Source organism: Thermus parvatiensis (assembly GCF_001535545.1).
Classification (GTDB): domain Bacteria; phylum Deinococcota; class Deinococci; order Deinococcales; family Thermaceae; genus Thermus; species Thermus parvatiensis.
Genome location: NZ_CP014141.1, coordinates 981,754 through 994,724 on the forward strand (window position 1 = coordinate 981,754; position 12,971 = coordinate 994,724).

General features: G+C 69.8%; 7 protein-coding genes and 3 pseudogenes. 4 read left to right on the plus strand and 6 right to left on the minus strand.

All coding sequences use genetic code 11. The features are described from left to right. Positions 1-12: 12 nt before the first annotated feature. The 3 genes and pseudogenes from AV541_RS05455 (at position 13) to AV541_RS05465 (ending at position 4,845) form a co-directional block, all read left to right on the plus strand. Positions 13-2,130, plus strand: a pseudogene (locus AV541_RS05455) (VWA domain-containing protein). A gap of 88 nt (positions 2,131-2,218) precedes the next feature. Beyond that, a complete protein-coding gene (gene mgtE / locus AV541_RS05460; protein ID WP_060384438.1) occupies positions 2,219-3,571 on the plus strand; it encodes a magnesium transporter in 1,353 nt (450 codons plus the stop codon). A gap of 8 nt (positions 3,572-3,579) precedes the next feature. Continuing rightward, on the plus strand, positions 3,580-4,845 hold the full coding sequence (locus tag AV541_RS05465; protein ID WP_008632477.1) for an ADP-ribosylglycohydrolase family protein: 1,266 nt from the start codon (positions 3,580-3,582) through the stop codon (positions 4,843-4,845). Here the strand turns inward: AV541_RS05465 and queA are convergent. The 6 genes and pseudogenes from queA to aroE form a co-directional block, all read right to left on the minus strand. After that, positions 4,812-5,849, minus strand: coding sequence for a tRNA preQ1(34) S-adenosylmethionine ribosyltransferase-isomerase QueA (gene queA, locus AV541_RS05470; RefSeq protein ID WP_060384439.1), 1,038 nt, complete (start codon positions 5,847-5,849; stop codon positions 4,812-4,814). The genes AV541_RS05465 and queA overlap by 34 nt on opposite strands. A 2-nt stretch (positions 5,850-5,851) precedes the next feature. Continuing rightward, entirely contained in the window at positions 5,852-6,394 is a 543-nt protein-coding gene (locus AV541_RS05475; protein ID WP_011173134.1) for a LabA-like NYN domain-containing protein, read from the minus strand. A gap of 9 nt (positions 6,395-6,403) precedes the next feature. Beyond that, a complete protein-coding gene (gene glmM, locus AV541_RS05480; RefSeq protein ID WP_060384830.1) occupies positions 6,404-7,717 on the minus strand; it encodes a phosphoglucosamine mutase in 1,314 nt (437 codons plus the stop codon). Positions 7,718-7,741: 24 nt separating this feature from the next. Further along, a pseudogene (gene polA / locus AV541_RS05485) lies at positions 7,742-10,245 on the minus strand (DNA polymerase I). 1 nt (position 10,246) lies between these two features. Further along, positions 10,247-10,822 (minus strand): IMPACT family protein, encoded by a 576-nt coding sequence (locus AV541_RS05490; protein ID WP_060384440.1) that lies wholly within the window; start codon positions 10,820-10,822, stop codon positions 10,247-10,249. A gap of 24 nt (positions 10,823-10,846) precedes the next feature. Beyond that, positions 10,847-11,648, minus strand: a pseudogene (aroE, locus tag AV541_RS05495) (shikimate dehydrogenase). A gap of 62 nt (positions 11,649-11,710) precedes the next feature. On the opposite strand from aroE, the gene AV541_RS05500 reads away from it, so the two are divergent. Beyond that, positions 11,711-12,970 carry an NfeD family protein gene (locus AV541_RS05500; protein ID WP_060384441.1) on the plus strand — a complete coding sequence of 420 codons (1,260 nt, stop codon included), beginning with the start codon at positions 11,711-11,713 and terminating at the stop codon, positions 12,968-12,970. Position 12,971 lies beyond the last annotated feature (1 nt).

The following is a 12,971-nucleotide window of genomic DNA, read 5'->3' on the forward strand; positions in this document are numbered from 1 at the left end:
TAGCATAGGGGCATGCTCCCCCTCAGGGTCCTGGTCCTCCTCTTGCTCCTCCTCGCCTTTCTGGACCCCAGGTGGCCCCTTGAGGGGCGGGTGGTCTACCTCCTGGACTTCTCCCCCTCGGCCCGGGAAGCCGTCTTCGCCCTGGCCTCGAGGCTCCCCAAAGACGGGATCTACGTGGCCTTCGCCGAGCGGGCGGCCACCCTACCCTCGCCCACGGCGAGAAGGCTGGACCTTGGGGAGGGGACGGACCTCCAGGAGGCCTACAAGGAGGCGCTCCGCCACCGGCCAAGCCGGGCGGTCCTAGTCTCCGACGGGCTTTTGGAGCCCATCCCTCCGCTTTTTCCCCTGGACGCCCTTTACGTTCCCCCGAGGCCTTACGTGGCGGTGCGGCTCGTTCCCCCGGCCTACCCCCTCTACGGGGAGACCGTGGGGGTGGGGGTGGTGCTGGAAGCCCCCGTGCCCGCGGAGGCGAGGGTCCGGGTGGAGGGGCCTGGGGGGGTCTTGGAAAGGGCCTTGCGGGTGGAGGGGAGGAAGGCCCTCGTCTATACCTTTCCCCTCACGGAGAAGGCGGCGGTCCGGGCGGTGGCGGAAGGCCCTTGGGGGCGGAGCGGGGCGGAGGTGGAGGTGGCCCCTGCCGACCGGGCGAAGGCCGTGGTGCTGGGCGACCCGGCTGCGACCCGCTACCTCGAGGCCCAGGGCTTCCAGGTGGAGGAGGGCTTTACGCTTCCCCTGGAGGCGGACCTGGTGGTCGTGGGCACGGGGGTTTTGGACCTTCCCGAGGGGGCGCCCGAGGCCCTTAAGGCCTTCCTCCGCCGGGGGGGCGGCCTCCTCTTCACCGCCACCCCGAAGGGCCTCTTCTTCGGGGGCTGGGATAGGGCTTTGCCCGAGGAGCTTCCCCTGAAGCCCTTAGGCCGGGAGGGGGCGGCCTTGGTCCTCGTCCTGGACGTTTCGGGAAGCATGGAGGGGGAGAAGCTCGCCTTGGCGGTCTCCGCCGCCTTGGCCCTCGCCCGCACCGCCACCCCGGAGGACTACCTGGGGGTGGTGGTCTTCGCCTCCGGCCACCGGGTCCTCTTCCCCCGCGGCCCATGACCGACCGGGCCAGGAAGGAGCTGGAAACCCTCCTCCTCTCCTTGCGGGCCGGCGGGGGCACGGCCATGGGCGGGGCGCTCCGGGAGGCGGTCCGCCTCCTCGAGGGGGTGCCCCGGTCCCGGAAGGGGGTCCTGGTCCTCACCGACGGCCAGGTGGCGGACGACCGGGAGGCCCTTCTCGCCTTGGCGGAACGGAGCGGGGTGGAGGTCTCCGCCATCGCCCTGGGAGCGGACGCCGACGCCCCCTTCCTCGAGGCCCTGGCCCAGAGGGGCGGGGGGCGGTTCTACCGGGCGGCCTCCCCAAAGGAGCTTCCCCGCCTCTTCCTCCGGGAGGGGCAGGAGGTCTTCCGGGGGGAGGCCTTGGAGGGGCGGTTTCCCGTGGAGGCCAGGCCCCACCCCCTCACCGAAGGCTTCCGCTTCCCGCCCCTTTCCGTCCTCCTCCCCGCGAGGGCCGAGCCTTGGGCCGAGGTCCTCCTCACAAGCGGCGAGCGGGCCGTCCTCGCCATAGGGGAGCGGGGGGAGGGGAGGGTCGCGGCCTTGGCCACGGACCTCTCCCGCTCCTGGCGGGACTTCCCCGAGGCCTCGGCCTTTCTCGGGGGCTTTTCCGCTGGCTCATCGGGGCGAGGCGGGCCCTCGCCCTCTACGCCTACCCGGAGGGGGAGGGGGTGAGGGTGGTGGCCTTGGGCCCCCTGGAGGCGCCCGAGATCCTCTCGGGAGGGACGAGGCGGCCCATGGTCCCCACCGGGCCCCTCCGCTTTGAGGCCCGGGTGGAAGGGGAGGGGGTGCTTTTGGACAGGGGGCTCCGCCTCCCCCTCGCCCTTCCCCTCCCGGGGGAGTGGAGCCCGCGGGACGGGCGGGAGGTCCTGAGGGCCCTGGCCGAGGCCTCGGGGGGAGGCTTCTCGCGGGTCCCGAGGAGGTCTCCCCTGGGAAGGAGGCCCTTCCCTTGAGGCCCTTCCTCGTGGGCCTCGCCCTGGTCCTCTTCCTGTTGGAGCGCTTCCTAGAGGCCCGCCTTGACAGGGGGGCTTCCCGGGCCCTACCTTAGGGCAGGTATGCGCGAAGGGCCCTTGCCCTCGAGTCCCGAGCGCTGAGGGCCGCCCCCGGGCGGCCTTCGGCGGGAAAGGAGGCCGCCTGTGGAGGAAAAGCTGGCCGTTTCCCTCCAAGAAGCGTTGCAGGAAGGGGACACCCGGGCCCTCCGGGAGGTCTTGGAGGAGATCCACCCCCAGGACCTCCTCGCCCTCTGGGACGAGCTTAAGGGGGAGCACCGCTATGTGGTCCTCACCCTCCTCCCCAAGGCCAAGGCCGCCGAGGTCCTCTCCCACCTTTCCCCGGAGGAGCAGGCGGAGTACCTGAAAACCCTTCCCCCTTGGCGCCTGAAGGAGATCCTGGAGGAACTCTCCTTGGATGACCTCGCCGACGCCCTCCAGGCGGTGAGGAAGGAGGACCCCGCCTACTTCGAACGCCTTAAGGACTTCCTGGACCCAAAGACGCGGGCCGAGGTGGAGGCCCTGGCCCGGTACGAGGAGGACGAGGCGGGCGGCCTCATGACCCCGGAGTACGTGGCCGTGCGGGAGGGGATGACCGTGGAGGAGGTCCTCCGCTTCCTGCGCCGGGCCGCCCCCGACGCCGAGACCATCTACTACATCTACGTGGTGGACGAGGAGGGCCGCCTTAAGGGGGTGCTTTCCCTCAGGGACCTCATCGTGGCCGACCCCAAGACCCGGGTGAGGGAGATCCTGAACCCCAAGGTGGTCTACGTGCGCACGGACACGGACCAGGAGGAGGTGGCCCGCCTCATGGCCGACTACGACTTCGCCGTCCTCCCCGTGGTGGACGAGGAGGGCCGCCTGGTGGGGATCGTCACCGTGGACGACGTCCTGGACGTGCTGGAGGCCGAGGCCACGGAGGACATCCACAAGCTCGGGGCCGTGGACGTGCCCGACCTGGTCTATAGCGAGGCGAGCCCGGTGGCCCTGTGGCTTGCCCGGGTGAGGTGGCTCGTGATCCTGATCCTCACGGGGATGGTCACGAGCTCCATCCTCCAGGGGTTTGAGAGCGTCCTCGAGGCCGTCACCGCCTTGGCCTTCTACGTCCCCGTCCTCTTGGGCACCGGGGGAAACACCGGCAACCAGTCGGCCACCCTCATCATCCGCGCCCTCGCCACCCGCGACCTGGACCTCAAGGACTGGCGGCGGGTCTTCCTCAAGGAGGTGGGGGTGGGCCTCCTCCTCGGCCTCACCTTGAGCTTTCTCCTCGTGGGCAAGGTCTACTGGGACGGCCACCCCCTCCTCCTCCCCGTGGTGGGCGTGTCCTTGGTCCTCATCGTCTTCTTCGCCAACCTGGTGGGGGCTTTGCTCCCCTTCCTCCTGAGGCGCCTCGGCGTGGACCCGGCCTTGGTGTCCAACCCCCTCGTGGCCACCCTCTCGGACGTCACGGGCCTCCTCATCTACCTCTCCGTGGCCCGCCTGCTTTTGGAGGCGGTATGAGGCTTCGGATGCGCGTGGAGTGGAGCCGGGGAAGCCCCTACCGCTACGCCTGGGAGGGGAGAGGGCTTCGCTTCGTGGGCCAAGACCGCCCCGCCCCCGTGAACTACGGCCTCGTGGAAGGGCTCCTCAACCCGGCGGACGGGGAGGAGGTGGACGCGGTCTACCTGGGGCCGCCCCTCTCCCCGGGAGAGGAGGCGGAGGGCCTTGTGCTGGGCATGGTGGCCCTGGCCGACGGGGACCACAAGCTCCTCCTGGCCCAAAGCCCCGAGGGCCTGGACCCTCAGGAGGCCGCCCGCCTCCTCGCCTGGTTCTCCCCGGAACGCCGGCCCACCCTTTTGGGGCCTGAGGAGGCCAGGGCCTGGGTGCAGGACCTAAAGGAGAGGCAGGACCGGCGCCTCGGGGCCTTCTTGGGCCTCGCCGTGGGGGACGCCCTGGGGGCCCAGGTGGAGGGCCTGCCCAAGGGCACCTTTCCGGAGGTCCGGGAGATGAAGGGCGGGGGGCCCCACCGCCTTCCCCCCGGGTTCTGGACCGACGACACGAGCCAGGCCCTCTGCCTGGCGGAAAGCCTCTTGCAGCGGGGGTTTGACCCCAAGGACCAGATGGACCGCTACCTGCGCTGGTACCGGGAGGGGTACAGGAGCGCCACCGGGGTCTGTTTTGGCCTCGGCCACGCCACCAGGAGGGCCCTGGAGCGCTACGCCGCCACGGGCGACCCCTATGCGGGGGACGAGGCGGGGGCGGGAAACGGGCCCTTGATGCGCCTCGCTCCCCTCGTCCTCGCCTACGAGAACCACCCTGACCTGCTTTCCCTGGCCCGGCGCGCCGCCCGGACCACCCACGGGGCGAGGGAGGCCCTCGAGGCCACCGAGGTCCTCGCCTGGCTCCTCCGGGAGGCCCTGAGGGGGGCGCCCAAAGAGGCCCTCCTCGCCCTTAAGCCCTTCCGGGGGGCCGACCTCCACCCCGCCCTAAGGCGGGTGGTGGAAGGAGGGTTTTGGGAGGCGCCGGAGGAGGGGCCGGGCTACGCCCCCGGGACCCTGGCCGCGGCCCTTTGGGCCTTCGCCCGGGGGCGGGACTTTGAGGAGGGGATGCGCCTCGCCGTGAACCTGGGGGGGGACGCGGACACCGTGGGGGCGGTCTACGGCCAGCTCGCCGGGGCCTACTACGGCCTTGGGGCGATCCCCGGGCGCTGGCTTAGGCCCCTCCACCTGCGGGAGGAGCTGGAGGCCCTGGCCCTCGCGCTCTACAGGATGAGCATGGCGTCCCCCAGGGAGTAGAAGCGGTAGCCCTCGGCCACGGCCAGGCGGTAGGCCTCGAGGGTCCGCTCCCTCCCCAAGAAGGCCGCCACCAGCATGAGGAGGGTGGAGCGGGGCAGGTGGAAGTTGGTGAAGAGGGCGTCAACCACCTTGAAGGTGTAGGGGGGGCGGATGAAGAGCCGCGTCTCCCCCTCGCCCGCCACCACCCCGACCCCTTCCCGGTAGGCGCTCTCCAGGGCCCGGACCACCGTGGTGCCCACGGCCACGACCCGCCGCCCCTCCGCCTTGGCCCGGTTCACGGCCTCCGCCACCTCCTCGGGGATGGCGTAGGGCTCGGCGTGCATCTCGTGCTTCTCTGGGTCCCCCTTCACCGGACGGAAAGTGCCGGGGCCCACGTGCAGGGTGAGGAAGCGAAGCTCCACCCCCATTTCACGAAGTCTTTCCAGAAGCTCCGGGGTGAAGTGGAGGCCGGCGGTGGGGGCGGCCACGGACCCCGGGCGCCTGGCGTAGACCGTCTGGTAGCGCTCCATGGGGATCTTGGCCTTGATGTAGGGGGGAAGGGGAACCTCCCCCACCTCCTCCAGGTGGGCCACGAGGTCGCCTTGGAAGCGGAGGAGGCGCACCCCGTCCTCCTCCACCGCCACCACCTCCGCCTGAAGGCCCGGGACCGGGGCCAGGTCCTTGGGAGAGAGGAGGAGGAGCCGGGTCCCGGGGGGCGCCTTCCTCGCGGGGCCCAGGAGGGCTTCCCAAAGCCCCGGAGAGCGCTCCCGCACCAGGAGGATCTCCACCTTTCCCCCCGTGGGCTTCCTGGCGAGAAGCCTCGCCGGGATCACCTTGCTCTCGTTGAAGACCAGGACGTCCCCGGGGCGCAGGAACTCGGGCAGGTCCCGCACCCGCTTGTGCGCCACCCGGAAGGGGCCTTCCCGGTAGACCACCATCATCCGGGCCATGTCCCTGGGCTCCACCCCTTCCTGGGCGATCTGCTCGGGGGGGAGGTGGTAGTCGTAGGCTTCCAGGCCTTCCACGGCTAGCGCTCAGGCGACCGAGGCTCCATAAAGGCCCCGGGGATCTCGGGGAGGTGGGTGAAGCGGTCCACGGCGTCAATGAGCCTCTGGGCCGTGGTCTCCCGGAAGGCGATCACCTCCACCCGGATGCCCCGCTCCATCAGGACCTCGAGGATCTCCACGAAGTCCCCGTCCCCGCTCCCCAGGACCACCACGTCCAGGTAGGGCATGAGCCGGACCATGTCGGCAGCGATGCCCATGTCCCAGTTGCCGGAGTAGATGGGCCGCCCGCCTTCTCCCGTCTCCTTTACCGTGAGGTACATCCGGCGGACCTTGTACCCGATGGTGGAAAGCTTGTAGATGAAGGGCCAGGCGGAGGTGTCCCCCTCCTTCTCCACCACGTAGGCGGTGGCCCGCACCAGGCGTCTTCCCCCCACGGCGAAGCGCAGGAGGCTCTCAAAGTTGACGTTGCGCTCGTAGTAGTCCCGGGCCGAGTGGTAGAGGTTCTGGGTGTCCACGAACACCCCTACCCGCTGCTCCTGGTAGTGGCCGAGGGGTTCCGCCATCGGGGTCCATCATACCGCCTGGGCCTCTTGGGAGAGGGCCCGGACGCGCTCGGCGAGCTCCCGCGCCACCTCCTCCGCCCCCTCCTCCGCCTCCACCATGACCCGGATCACGGGCTCCGTGCCCGAGGGGCGGACGTTCACCCGGCCCCTCCCCCCTAGCCGGGCCTCGGCCTCGCGGACGGCCTCCCCAAGCCTCGGGTCCGCCATCACCTTGGCCTTGTCGGAGACCCGCACGTTGAGGAGCACCTGGGGGTAGAGGGGAAGCGCCTCGTACCAGTCGGCGAGGTCCCCGCCCAGGGCCTTTAGGGCCTTCAGGGTGAGGAGGGCGGTGAGGAGGCCGTCCCCCGTGGTGTGGTGGCGGAGGAAGATCACGTGCCCAGAGGGCTCCCCTCCCAGGGCGAGGCCCGTCTCCTTGAGCTTCTCCAGGACGTACCGGTCCCCCACCGCTGCCCGGTGGAAGGCGAGTCCCCTTTCCTTGAGGGCCACCTCCAGGGCCATGTTGCTCATCACCGTCCCCACCACGCCCTTCTCCCCAAAGGCCAAGGCGGCGAGGTAGAGGACGTGGTCCCCGTGGAAGAGGCGCCCCTTGCGGTCTACGAGCTGCACCCGGTCCCCGTCTCCGTCAAAGGCGAGGCCCAGGTCCAGCCCGAGCTCCGCCACGAAGCGGCTCAAGGCCTCGGGGTGGGTGGAGCCGCAGCCCCGGTTGATGTTCCGGCCGTCCGGGGTGTTGAAGAAGGCCATGACCTCGGCCCCCGCCTTCTGGAAGAGCTTGGGCCCGATGCGGTAGGTGGCCCCGTGGGCGAGGTCCAGGCCCACCTTGAGCCCCGTGAGGTCCGGGGCGTGGGCGAGGAGGAAGTCCAGGTACATCCTCTCCGCCTCCCGGAAGTCCCCCACGGTGCCGATCCCCCGGGTGGGGTGATCTTCCAGGAGAAGGCGCTCTATCTCCTCCTCGGCTTCGTCGGGAAGCTTCTCCCCCGTGGGTCCGAAGAACTTGATGCCGTTGTCCTGGTAGGGGTTGTGGCTCGCCGAGATCACCGCCCCCGCCGTGGCCTTGAGGGCCTTGGTGAGGTGGGCGACCCCCGGGGTGGGGAGGACCCCGAGGTGCTCCACCCGCACCCCCTGGCTCATAAGCCCCGCCGCCAGGGCGGCCTCCAGGAGGTCCGAGGACTCCCGGGTGTCCTTGGCGAGGAGGACCACGGGCCTTTTTTCCTGGGTCCGGAAATAGGCCCCCGCCGCCTGGCCGAGCTTTAGGACAAACTCCGGGGTAAGAGGAGGCTTCCCCGCCTCCCCCCGCACCCCGTCGGTGCCGAAGTAGCGCCTCATGGCGGCCACTATACCAGGGCTTCCTCAGCCCTTGGCGGAAAGCCAGTCCTCCCCGATCCCCACCTCCACTTCCAGGGGCACGGCGAGGGGATAGGCCTTCTCCATGGCCTCCTTGGCCAAAGCCGCCACCTCCTCGGCCCGCGCTTGGGGGGCCTCCAGGAGGAGCTCGTCGTGGACCTGGAGGAGCATGCGGGCCCCCATCTCCCGGAGGCGGGGGAAGAGCTTCACCATGGCGAGCTTCATGAGGTCGGCGGCGGTGCCCTGGACGGGCATGTTGAAGGCCATGCGCTCCGCAGCCTCCCTGACGCTCTTCACCCGGGCGTTGAGGTCGGGCACGTAGCGCCTGCGGCCGAAGAGGGTCTCCACGTACCCCCTCTGCCGCCCCTCCTCCAGGGTCCTTTCAATCCAGGCCTTCACCTTAGGGAAGCTCTTAAAATAGCGGTCAATGAAGGCCACCGCTTCCTCGTAGGGGATGGAGAGCTCCTGGGAAAGCCTGTGGGCGGACATGCCGTATAGGACGCCGAAGTTTACCGTTTTTGCTGCCCGGCGCATCCCGGGGTCCACGGCCTCCGGGGGGACGCCGAACATCCAGCTTGCGGTCTGGGTGTGGATGTCCTTCCCCTCCTGGAAGACCCTGATCAGGTTCTCGTCCCCGGAGAGGTGGGCGAGGACCCGGAGCTCTATCTGGCTATAGTCCAGGGCCACCAACGCCCATCCCGCCTCGGCCACGAAGGCCCGGCGGATCCTCTGGCCCAAGGGGGTGCGGACGGGGATGTTCTGCAGGTTGGGGTCGGAGCTAGAGAGCCTTCCCGTGGCCGTGGCCGTCTGGTTGAAGCGGGTGTGGAGGCGGCCCGTCCTCGGGTGGACGAGGCCCGGGAGGGGGTCCACGTAGGTGTTCTTGAGCTTGGTGAGCTCCCGGTGCTGGAGGATCTTCTCCACGATGGGGTGGGCCTCCCTGAGGGCCTCCAGCACCGCGGCGCTGGTGGAGCGCTTCCCCGTCTTTTGTGTCTTGCCCAGGGCGGGAAGCCTAAGCTCGTCAAAGAGCACCCGCTCTAGCTGGTCACGGGAGTTCAGGTTGAAGGGGTGGCCCGCCAGGCGGAAGACCTCCTCCTCGAGGCGGCGAATCTCCTCCGCAAGCTCCAGGGAAAGGGCCTTTAGATAGGCCACGTCCAGCCTTACCCCGGTGGCCTCCATGTGGGCCAGGACCCGGGAGAGGGGCTTTTCCACCTCTTGGTAGAGCCAAAGGAGCTTTTCCTCTCCCTTGAGGCGTTCCAAGAGGTTTTGCTGGAGCCGCTCGGCGAGGAGGGCCCGGTGGGCGGCGTCCTCCGTCCACTCCCCCCGTAGCGCCGGGCCACCCCCTCGGGGGTGGTGTTGGAGGGGTCCAGGAGGTAGGCGAGGAGCATGGGGTCGTCCGAAGGCGCGAGGTCCAGCCCCTCGCGAAGGGCCAAAACGGCGAGGTCCTTGGCGAGGAGGCCTCGGACCTCCTTGAGGTCCTTTAGCCCCGCCAAGGGGTCCTTTGCCCGGTGCACCCGGCCCTCCTTGCAGGCGGCCAGGGCTTTAAGCTCCGCCCACATGGGCTCGGGGCGGGAGAGGACGAAGCCCACGAAGGCCCCTTCCGGCGGGGGCCAGGGGGCCTCCTCCAGGGGGGCGGGGGCCTCGAGGAGGCCGAACTCGTGGAGGAGGCTGCCGAACTCCAAGCGCTCCAAAAAGGCCCGAAGCCCTTCCCGGTCAGGCTCCCGCCTCCGGGCGAAGTCCACTTCCAGGGGGAGGTCGGCCCGCACCCGGGAAAGCTCCAAGGAGAGCTTAAGGTCTTCCAGGTGGGCCTTGATCCTTTCCCGGACGCTTTCCGGCTTCACCCGGTCCAGGTTCTTGAGGATATTTTCCAGGCTTCCCCACTCCTTGAGGAGCTTGAGGGCGGTCTTCTCCCCGATGCCCTTGACCCCGGGGAGGTTGTCGGAGGGGTCCCCCACGAGGGCGCGGAAGTCCACCCACTGCTCCGGCTTAAGGCCGTACTTCTCCCAAAGCCACTCCGGGGTGATGAGGTGGCCCTCGGGGTGGAGGACGGCGACGCGGTCGGAGACGAGCTGGTAAAGGTCCCGGTCGGCGGTGAGGATGCGCACCTCGTACCCCTCCCTTTCCGCCTTCTTGGCCAGGGTGGCGAGGACGTCGTCCGCCTCAAAGCCCGGAACCTCGAGGCGAGTAAACCCCAGGAGGTCCACCAGCTCCTTGATGAGGGCGAGCTGCCGGGGGAAGTCCTCGGGGGTCGGGGCGCGGCCTGCCTTGTAGGCCTCGTAGGCCTCGTGGCGGAAGGAAGGGGCCTTGGCGTCAAAGACCACGAAGACGGCCTTGTACCCGTCCTCCTTCAGGGCCTTGAGGAGGCTCTTGGCGAAGCCGTAAACCGCCTGCACCGGTTCGCCCCGGCTCGTGGTGAGGCCCTTCAGGGCGAAGAAGGTGCGGTAGGCCAGGTGGTGGCCGTCCACCAGGAGAACCCGGCCTTTGGGTTCAAAGAGCGGAAGCATCGCCTTCATGCTACTCCAGGGCTACCTGGCCCCGGGTGGCGTCCAGGAGCGCCTGGAGGAAGCCTTCCCGCTCGGGCTCAGGAAGCCTGAGGGCGAAGCGCACGCCCTCCGGGGTGTAGGTCTCCTCCGCCTTTAGGGCGCGGGCCTCCAGGAGGGCGTAGACCCGGCCCACCTCGGCGAAGGGCACGAGGAAGGCAAGCGCCACCCGCTCCACCAAGGGAACCTTGGGCGCCTGCCTTAAGGCCTCCGCCGCCACCCCTCCATAGGCCCGCACGAGCCCTCCGGCCCCGAGCTTCACCCCGCCGAAGTAGCGCACCACCAGGACCGCCACCCGGTCCAGGCCCTGGGCCTCTATGGCGTGGAGGATGGGCCTGCCCGCGGTGCCCGAGGGCTCCCCGTCGTCAGAGAAGCGGTAGAGGAGGCCGATCTTGTAGGCGTAGCAGTTGTGGGTGGCCTCAGGCTCCCGGTTCTCGGCCAAAAACGCCAAAGCCTCCTCCTCCGAGGCCACGGGGACCGCCTTGGCGATGAAGCGGCTTTTCTGGATCTCCTCCTCGTAGACCACCTTGTCCGCCAGGGTGAGGTTCATTGCTTCTCCCAAGGTCGCTTCTTATCAAGCCCTCGAGGCCTCCCCCAAGGCCCGGAGGGCCGCCTCCTCCATGCCTAAGGGGTCTGGGAGGAGGCCCGTCCAGATGCGGAAGGCTAAAGCTCCCTGCCAGGCGAGCATGGGAAGCCCGGTCTGCACCTTAAGGCCCTGGGCCTGGGCCTCCTTTAAGAAGCGGGTCCAAAGGGGCTTGTAGACCAGGTCCACCGCCGCCCCCTCCTGGGGGAAGAGTTCAGGGGGCAAGGGCGTGGCCTGGGGGTCGCCCAGGCCCACCCGGGTGGCGTTTACCAGAAGCCTGGCTTCCGGCGCCCTTTCCAAGGGGACGGCTTTCAGGCCGAAGGCCTCCGCCAAGGCGCGGGCCCTTTCCGGGGTGCGGTTCCAGACCCAGACCTCGAGGCCCGCCTCCTTCAGGGCGAAGGCCACGGCCCGCCCCGCCCCCCGGCCCCCAGCACCAGGGCGGGGCCCTTTAGGGGGATCCCCCCGCCTTCAGGGCCTCGAGGAAGCCCGGGGCGTCGGTGTTGAAGCCGAAAAGCCGCCCCTCCACCTGGAGGACCGTGTTCACCGCCCCGATCCTTTGGGCCTCGGGGGAGACCCAGTCCAGGTGCGCCAAAGCCGCCTCCTTCAGGGGCAGGGTGAGGTTCACCCCCCTATAGCCCTCCCGCACCGCCCCTAGCCTCACGGGAAGCGCCTCCAGGGGCGTCTCTAGGGCCTCGTAAACCCCCGCAAGCCCCAGGCTTTCCAGGGCAAAGCGGTGCATGGCCGGGGAGAGGGAGTGGGCCACGGGGTGGCCCAGCACGGCGAAGCGCAGCATCCCCTTAAGAATAGCGCGGCTTGGGGCACACTTTTCCCCGTGGGACCTATAGAATAAGGGCGGTGAAAAGGCTTTGGGCTTTGATCCTCCTCCTCCCCCTGGCCCTGGGGAAGACCTATCTCGTGCCCATTGAAGGTGAGATTGACCCCGCCTTGGCGGTCTTCGTGGAGCAGGCCCTCGCCCGGGCCGAAAGGGAGGGGGCGAGCGGCGTGGCCTTCCTCATAGATACCCCGGGGGGGCGGGTGGATGCCGCCATCCGCATCTCCGACCGCATCCTCCAGACCCCCCTCCCCACCCTGGCCATCGTCCAGAACGCCTTCTCCGCCGGAGCCCTCATCGCCCTCTCCTGCCGCCAGATCGTCATGCTTCCGGGCTCGGAGATCGGGGCCGCCCTCCCCGTGGTGGCCCTGCCTTTCCAGGAGCCCCAGGCGGCGGACCAAAAGGTGATCTCCGCCCTCAAGGGGAAGTTCCGGGCCGTGGCCGAGGCCCGGGGGCGGCCCGTGGAGCTTGCCGAGGCCATGGTGGACCCGAGCCTCGAGGTCCCCGGGCTTTCCGCCAAGGGGGAGCCCCTGACCCTCTCCGCCGACAAGGCGGTGGAGCTCAAGGTGGCCGACCTCAAGGCGGCAAGCCTCTCCGAGGCCCTTCAGGCCGCAGGCTTCAGCCCCGAGGTGGAGCGGCTTTCCCCGGGCCCCCGCGTCCAGGTGGCCCGCTTCCTCACGAGCTCCGCCGTGGCGGGGATCCTCCTCGCCTTGGGGCTTCTCCTCCTTTTGGTGGAGCTTTTCACCCCGGGGTTCGGGGTGGCGGGGGCCTTAGGGCTTGCCGCCCTCGCCCTTTACTTCGCCGGGGGGTGGCTTGCGGGGCTTTCCGGGGCCTTTGAGCTTCTCCTCTTCCTCCTCGGGGTCGCCCTCCTCCTCGCGGAGGCCTTCCTCTTCCCAGGCTTCGGCATCGCCGGGGTCTTGGGGGTGGGGAGCATTTTGGCCTCCGTTTACTTCACCTTCGGGGAGAACGCCCTGCTCGTCCTCTCCGTGGCCGTGATCGCCTTGGGGCTCGGCCTGGTGCTGGTCTTCCGCTACCTCCCGCGGACGAGGCCCGCCCGGGCCTTGGTCCTGGAAAGCGCCATCCAGGGGCACGCCACCGAGGAGGCGGTGGAGGTGGGGGCGGTGGGGACCGCCCTCACGGACCTGAGGCCCGGGGGCGTGGCCCGCTTCGGGGCCAAGCGGGTGGACGTGGTGGCGAACCGGGGGTTCATCCCCAAGGGGACCCCGGTGCGCGTGGTGGAGGTCCGGGGCATAACGGTCGTGGTGGAACCGTTGGAGGAGTAGG